This window comes from Streptomyces boncukensis, from assembly GCF_011045075.1.
GTDB lineage: Bacteria > Actinomycetota > Actinomycetes > Streptomycetales > Streptomycetaceae > Streptomyces > Streptomyces boncukensis.
In genome coordinates, this window is the sequence record NZ_JAAKZZ010000385.1 from 1 (window position 1) to 7,180 (window position 7,180).

At 67.9% G+C, this 7,180-nt stretch carries 4 protein-coding genes; 1 reads left to right on the plus strand and 3 read right to left on the minus strand.

The window, feature by feature from the left end:
* Positions 1 to 591: 591 nt before the first annotated feature.
* From G5C65_RS27410 to G5C65_RS27420, 3 genes are all read right to left on the minus strand, one after another.
* On the minus strand, positions 592 to 3,768 hold the full coding sequence (locus tag G5C65_RS27410) for an RHS repeat-associated core domain-containing protein (protein WP_241266095.1): 3,177 nt from the start codon (positions 3,766 to 3,768) through the stop codon (positions 592 to 594).
* A gap of 431 nt (positions 3,769 to 4,199) precedes the next feature.
* On the minus strand, positions 4,200 to 4,478 hold the full coding sequence (locus tag G5C65_RS27415; protein WP_165301680.1) for a DUF397 domain-containing protein: 279 nt from the start codon (positions 4,476 to 4,478) through the stop codon (positions 4,200 to 4,202).
* On the minus strand, positions 4,454 to 5,302 hold the full coding sequence (locus G5C65_RS27420) for a helix-turn-helix domain-containing protein (protein WP_165301681.1): 849 nt from the start codon (positions 5,300 to 5,302) through the stop codon (positions 4,454 to 4,456). The genes G5C65_RS27415 and G5C65_RS27420 overlap by 25 nt, the downstream gene beginning before the upstream one ends.
* Positions 5,303 to 5,639: 337 nt before the next feature.
* Between G5C65_RS27420 and G5C65_RS27425 the strand changes: the two genes are divergently transcribed.
* On the plus strand, positions 5,640 to 7,169 hold the full coding sequence (locus G5C65_RS27425; RefSeq protein ID WP_165301683.1) for a helix-turn-helix domain-containing protein: 1,530 nt from the start codon (positions 5,640 to 5,642) through the stop codon (positions 7,167 to 7,169).
* Positions 7,170 to 7,180 lie beyond the last annotated feature (11 nt).

Genomic DNA, 7,180 nt, shown 5'->3' on the forward strand with positions numbered 1-7,180 from the left:
GCCCCACACCGCCGCCCCAGCCGCGCCAGCGTAGGTGCCGGTGTGCGGCAAGCCCGCCAACGACAGCACCGCGCCAACGGCTCCGCAGGCGGCAACAGCTCCGCCACAGCGCAAGGCGAGGGCGAGGCGAGCGCGCAGGTCGTACCCGTCGGCCATACGCTTCTCCCCCTGCCAGCTCTGCCTGCGTACAGCGGCTCATCAATGCTGCTGCTGCCTGGGAACTACCTGCTTCCGGCGTGGAAGGCTCCGGATCACCGGAATCCTGCGAATAGGTTTCACACATGCCGACCACAGCACCTTCAGCCTCGGCACGGCATAGCGTGCGGCCGAGGTGACCAGCAGTAGTGCCATGAGGCCGGTAAACCACAGAGAGAATGTCCCAGCGCCGCGCCCCGCAGCCTCCGGGAGCCCTTCGCCCTTGAACACCACGTATATGAAGAAGACCAGGAGCCCCCATGTGGCTGAGGTGGCAAGAGCACCAAGGATGAAATGCTTCGCTCTTTCCCGCCTCACTATGTCTCCCCTGCCTCGTAGCCAAGCTGCCTCGGCACCTGGCGTGCCAGCCACCGAGGCAGCTGTCTCACCTGAGGTTTAGAATGCCCAAGCTCCCCAGTTGTTCAGGCATCCGAAGAACTGTCTTGATTCGGCACCGAACTGCTGGAGGATCGACTGACCTGGTTCGTCCTTGTCCTTGAAGGAATTGTACGCATAACAGGCGACGCCCCAAGCCCCCGTGAAGCCCTTGGAGTACTTCCAGAGTCCTGATGCGAACTTCTTGGTGTACTTCTTGATCACTCCCGGGATCGGCCCCCAGGCCAGTCCACTGGGATCGATACGGTTGGTGGGGTCGCCGCCCGCATACAGATACGGGTTGGCCTCCAGTCCGGACGGGTCGGGTTGGGTGAAGCGGCCCGTGCGGGTGTCGTAGTAGCGGGCCGCGTTGTGGTAGAGCTGCGTGGGGTCCTGGTAGCTGCCCGCGAAGCGGTACGGCTGGGGGACCTTCTCCGTGGGGACGGTGACGCCCCTCGGGCTGTAGTAGTACGAGTTGACCTTCTCGCCCTTGTCGTCGACGACGGCCTCCGTCGTGCCGATCGCGTCGGTGAGGTAGTAGAAGGTGCTCTCGGTCTTCAGACCCGCCTGCTCTGTCCGGAACGAGTTGAGCGTACCGCCCGGCTCCCGGGCGAACGTCATGTCCGATCCGGCCTTCGTCTGGGCCGAAAGGCCCAGCGGGCCGTGGTGCAGGAGGGTGTCGCCGAACCGGGTGCGCTCGGAGTTGTCGGTGCTGGCGTACGTGACCTCGAACTCCTTGCCCCCCTGCGTGATGCCGGTCTGCTGGGAGAAGTCGTTCCAGACGCCGTTCGAGCGGGACGAGCTCTCCGTCGGGTTGCCCGCTGTCTCGTTGCCCGCCTTGTCGTACGACCAGCCCTCGGACGAGCCGTTCTTGGCGGTGATCTGGGAGGCGTCGTTGTAGTCGTACGTCGAGCCTCCCGGGCAGCCCGCCTCGATGCCCTGCGAGGTGAGGTTGCCCGCCTTGTCGTAGCAGTACAGCCAGCTGTTGTTGGTCTCCGACCCCTTCGTCTCCCTGGTGAAGGTGAGGCGGCCCGCCGAGTCGTACTCGTAGCCGCGCTTCAGGCCGTTCGCCGCGTCCGTACGGGTGCGGATCTTCCGGCCGTCGATCTGCTTGCCGCCCGCGGTGTAGGCGTATGAGTACGACAGGTCCGTGAGGGTTCCTTCAGCCGTCGACGTCGCTTTGATCCGCTTCGGACGGTTGGACTTGTCCCGGTCGACCCTCTCGACCGTGCCGCCGGGGAAACTGGTCTGCGTGCGGGCGTCGTTCGCGTTGTACTCGTACTCGGTCTTCTTGCCCTGCGGGTCGGTCAGCGTCAGCAGCTTGTGCGTCTTGCTGTACGTGTACTTCACCGTGCCGTTCGGGTCCGTGTACGACTCGACGTTGCCCTCGGCCGTGTACTTCAGCACCGTCTGCGAGCCGTCCTGGAGGGTGCGGATCGTCTCCCGGTTCAGCGGGTCGAAGGCGTACTTGGTGATGCCCGTGGCGTCCGAGCGCCGGGTGACGTTCCCGTCGCCGTCGTAGCTGTACTCCGCCCAGCTGTTCGGGCCGCGTACCTCGGTGATGCGGTCGCGCTCGTCGTACGTGAACGACGTCTTCACCCCTCGGCCGTCGGTGGAGGTCACCGGGCGGCCCGCCGCGTCGTAGGTGTAGGCCGTCTCGCCCATCGGGGACGGCGGGGCGACCTTGGTCAGGTTGCCCTTGGCGTCGTAGTGGAACGTCGTCGCCTTGCCGTTGGCGTCCTTCACCTCGCACCGCTGGCCCTCGAAGCCGCCGCAGGTGGCGTTCTCGGGGTTGTAGGTGAAGGTGCGGGTGCCGCCCTGCTCGCCGGAGACCGTCTCTTTCGTCGTGTTCCCCGCGTCGTCATAGCTGTAGGAGACGCTGACGCCGTCCGCGTCCGTCATCTTGCCCGGCACGTCCGCGCCCGCGATGGTGCGGTAGCCGGTCAGGGACGAGGCGGCGCCCGTCGGCAGTTCGGCCGTCGTGGGGTTCGAGCGGGCGTCCCAGCCGTAGGTGGTGACGTTGGCCGGGTCGCCGCCCACGCCCATCGCGTCCGTGGCCGTCTCCACGTTCCGGTTGGCGTCGTAGGTGCGCTCGCGCTCGTGGCCCAGCGCGTCGGTGACCTTGGTGACCTCCCCGTCGGCGGCGTGCTTGTAGGTGGTGGTGTTGCCCGCCGGGTCGGTGACCTTGGTCTCGCCCGCCTTGCCGGGGGCGTCCGCCGTGTAGTCGTACGTGTACGTCGGGCCCGTCTCGCCCGAGCCGTCGAAGTCCGTCGCCCGCGTCATGGACGTGACACGGCTGTGCGCGTCGTACGTGAAGACGGTGACCCGGCCCTCGGGCGTCGTCAGCTTCGTCAGCCGGCCGTCCGAGTCGTAGGAGTAGCCGGTCGCCTTGCCCTCGGTGTCCGTGGTCTTGGCCAGGTTGCCGGACTCGTCCAGGTCCAGGACGACGGTTCGGCCCGTGTTGTCCTTCGCCTGCCACTGCGACGGGTACGTCTTGACCAGGTCGACGAAGCGGCCCGAGCGGGAGTCGGTCAGCTTGAAGCCCTTGTGCTCCTCACCCTCGTCGTGCTGGTCCACCAGGATGTGGCCGCCGTTGCGGTCGGTCACCTTCAGCAGCGTGCCCCACTCGCTGTAGGTGTCCTTCATCCCGGACGCCCGGTCCGTGACGACGTACGTCCGGTCCGACTTCTGCTCCAGGTCCAGGCGGTAGCCCTTCGGCGTGGCGAAGCTGCCGTCCGACTTCTTGGTGAAGGCGACCGAGCCGCCCGTCGCGTCGTACAGCACCACCCTGCTCTCGCCGTCCAGGATGCGCAGATAGCGCTCATAGCCCTGCCACCAGCGCTGCGAGACCTTGCCCCACGGGGCGTCCAGGGAGTTGTACGTCCGGGCGAGCTGGAGCGGTTTGCCGACACCCGCGACGTCGAAGTCCGTCGCCGCCAGCATCAGGTTTCCGGTGGAGTAGTTGATCCGGGCCACCAGGGAGTCCGTCACCCGGACATCGGAGATCTGGTGCCAGGGGACATCGCCCTGGCCTTTCGGGACGACCTCCTCCGGAGCCGGTGCGAGCCCCCGGCGCACCTTCTCCGAGCCCTCGGCGTGCTTCTTCTGCGCCGCCCGCCACTCCGCCAGCGCCTTGGACGGCTCGGCCTGCTTCGACGAGGCGGGGGCCTTCGTCTTGCCCACCTTCACCGGCGGCATCTCCGCCTTCTCGCCACCCCTGCCCCACGCCGACGACGGCCTGTCGTCGTCCGGCCCGGCTACGGCAGGTGTGACGGTGGCGCCTAACGCCAGGACGGCCACAACCGCCACGGCCGCCCGTCTTGCTCGTATGCGCATCGTCTTCCCCCCACGGAAGAGTTACGCGGTGACCCCCACGGCCACCGCGAATCGACACGCTTCCTTCAAATCCCCCGGAGGCGCAAAGTGTTACCCAGACCTCTATAGGTCTATACCCACCAGAACGCGCCCGGCACATGCCCTGGTCGCGGTAGACGCGGAACCCTGACCAGGCCGGCGTTCGCACCCGGACTTGACCCGATCGCAACGGCCCGTGCGCCTGGAGCGCAACTCGCCAACCTGCGGTGGCCGCCCGCGCGCTCCCGGGCGGCCACCGCTCGCGCAGCTACGCGTCAGCGCTTGAGTCTCTCGATGAACGCCGACCAGACGTCGGCCGGAACCACGAGGGCAGGTCCGTTCGGGGCCTTGCTGTCGCGGACGGGGACGACGCCGGGGAAGCCGTCGCCGACCTCGACGCAGTCGCCGCCGTCGTCATTGCTGTAGCTGGACTTCCGCCAGCGGGCGGCGCCGGGGAAGTTCTCCGCGATCTCGACGCAGTCACCGCCGTCGGAGTTACTGTAGCTGGACTTCCGCCACGCGGCTGTGCTCAGGTCGACTCCGGGGGATCGCATGGCTCGTACTCCTCCATCGCGCGCTGGATCACCGCCGCAGAGTCCTGCGGCGAGAGGGCAGTTGCCCTGAGCGCATCGTAAAACCCCCGCAACTGCTCGACTTCTTCGGCGTCTTCACTCAGCCGCCCGGTGTACCGGCCCTCCTCCCACGCCGCCGTCATGCCATCCGGGAGCCGCATCAGGACGAGCGGGGCGTACATCAGAATGTGCGCGTCATGGCCTACGGGCGCCACCTGAACCAGGGTGTTCTCCGTGTGCATCAGCGGGAGCAGAGCCGCAAGTTGCTCCCGCATCACCTGCGGGCCTCCGACCGGTCGATGCAGCACGGTCTCCTCCAGGATCGCGGCGAACCGTGGCGGGTTGGCGGACCGCAGCCGTTCCTGGCGGCCGAGCCTGGCGGCGACCTTCTCCTCGATCACCTCCGGCGTGTTGCGCGGCGACAGCGCGAACAGCGCGCGCATATACGCCTCGGTCTGTACCAGGCCAGGGACGACCTGGGTCGCATAGTGTTCGATGACCCGGGCACGATGCTCGAAGTCCATGTGCCGCCGGTACTGGTCCGGATGGACCTCGTTCCGTGCCAGCGCGTACAGCCGCACGAAGTGGCCGTCCGTGCCGAACGCGGCGTCCAGGGCCTCGGACAGGCCCGGCGGAATCATCAGCTGAGCCGTCTCCACGCGTGCCAGGGTCGACTTGCTGCTGGCCACCACGTCCGCCAGCTTCACCAGCGACAGGTCGGCCGCTATCCGGCAGCGGCGCAGCTCCGCGCCGTAGAAGTGGCGCATGGACCGGGTCGGGGTCAATTCCTGCGGCTGGAACGCCATCGTTCCTCCCTCGCTGCGCTCGCATCCCGCTCTCACCGTGGGACGCAGACCTGCTGGCAAGCCTACGCAGCACACAGCAACGATGCGGGCACATCGCGTAGTTGAAGCGAAGGGACCAGGAGGGACCAGGCATGATGACGATCACCGTCTACCGCGTACGGCCGGACGGCTCGCGGACCGGGCCGCTCACCCGTCGGGTGGTCTACGGGCCGCCGCGCGACCCCGGGCCGCTCCCCATGTCCATGATCTGGCCGCCCTGCGGCTGCCGGCGGTGTACGCGTCACCGAAACGGACCCCCGGGTTCACCCCTATCTCACATCTGAGATAACGTCATTCCATGACCGACGACTACCTCGCACGCATCGGGCAGCTCATTCGCGACGCGCGGGCGCACCGTGGCATGACCCAGTCACAGCTCGCCGACGCGCTCGGAACCAGTCAGAGCGCCGTCAACCGCATCGAACGCGGGAACCAGAACATCAGCCTTGAGATGATCGCCCGGATCTCCGAGGCGCTCGACAGTGAGATTGTGTCACTGGGCTACTCCGGGCCCATGCATCTGCGTGTCGTCGGCGGGCGGCGTCTCTCCGGCAGCATCGATGTCAAGACCAGCAAGAACGCCTGCGTCGCCCTGCTGTGCGCCTCGCTGCTCAACTCGGGGCGCACGGTGCTGCGCCGGGTCGCCCGTATCGAGGAGGTCTACCGGCTGCTGGAGGTGCTCACCTCCATCGGGGTGCGCACCCGGTGGATCAACGAGGGGGCCGATCTGGAGATCGTGCCGCCCGCCGAGCTGCATCTGGAGGACATCGACGAGGAGGCGGCGCGCCGGACCCGGAGCATCATCATGTTCCTCGGCCCGCTGCTGCACCGGATGGATCGGTTCCGGATTCCGTACGCGGGCGGGTGCGACCTCGGGACGCGGACCGTCGAGCCGCATATGAGCGCGCTGCGGCACTTCGGGCTGGAGGTCACCGCGACCGAGGGGCTGTACCACGCGGAGGTCGACGCGTCCGTGTCCCCCACTCGGCCCATCGTGCTGACCGAGCGCGGGGACACCGTCACCGAGAACGCGCTGCTGGCCGCCGCGCGGCACGACGGGGTCACCGTCATCCGCAACGCCTCGTCCAACTACATGGTCCAGGACCTGTGCTTCTTCCTGGAGCAGTTGGGTGTGCGGGTGGAGGGCGTCGGGACGACGACGCTGACCGTGCACGGCGTGCCGGACATCGACACCGACGTGGACTACTCCCCCTCCGAGGACCCGGTCGAGGCGATGAGCCTGGTGGCGGCGGCCGTGGTGACGGAGTCGACGCTGACGGTGCGGCGCGTGCCGGCGGAGTTCATGGAGATCGAGCTGGCCGTCCTGGAGGAGATGGGGCTCGACTTCGACCGCAGCGAGGAGTACGCGGCGGACAACGGGCGTACCCGGCTGACGGACCTGACGGTGCGGCCCTCCAAGCTGGAGGCGCCCATCGACAAGATCCACCCGATGCCGTTCCCCGGGCTCAACATCGACAATGTGCCGTTCTTCGCGGCCATTGCCGCCGTCGCTCAGGGCAAGACGCTCATCCACGACTGGGTGTACGACACCCGGGCGATCTATCTGACGGACCTCAACCGGCTGGGCGGCCGGCTCCAGCTGCTGGACCCGCACCGGGTGCTGGTGGAGGGGCCGACCCGGTGGCGGGCCGCGGAGATGATGTGCCCGCCCGCGCTGCGGCCCGCCGTGGTCGTGCTGCTGGCCATGCTGGCGGCCGAGGGGACGTCGGTACTGCGGAACGTCTACGTCATCAACCGCGGCTACGAGGATCTGGCGGAGCGGCTGAACGAGGTCGGCGCGCAGATCGAGACGTTCCGCGATATCTAGGCCCCCTGGCC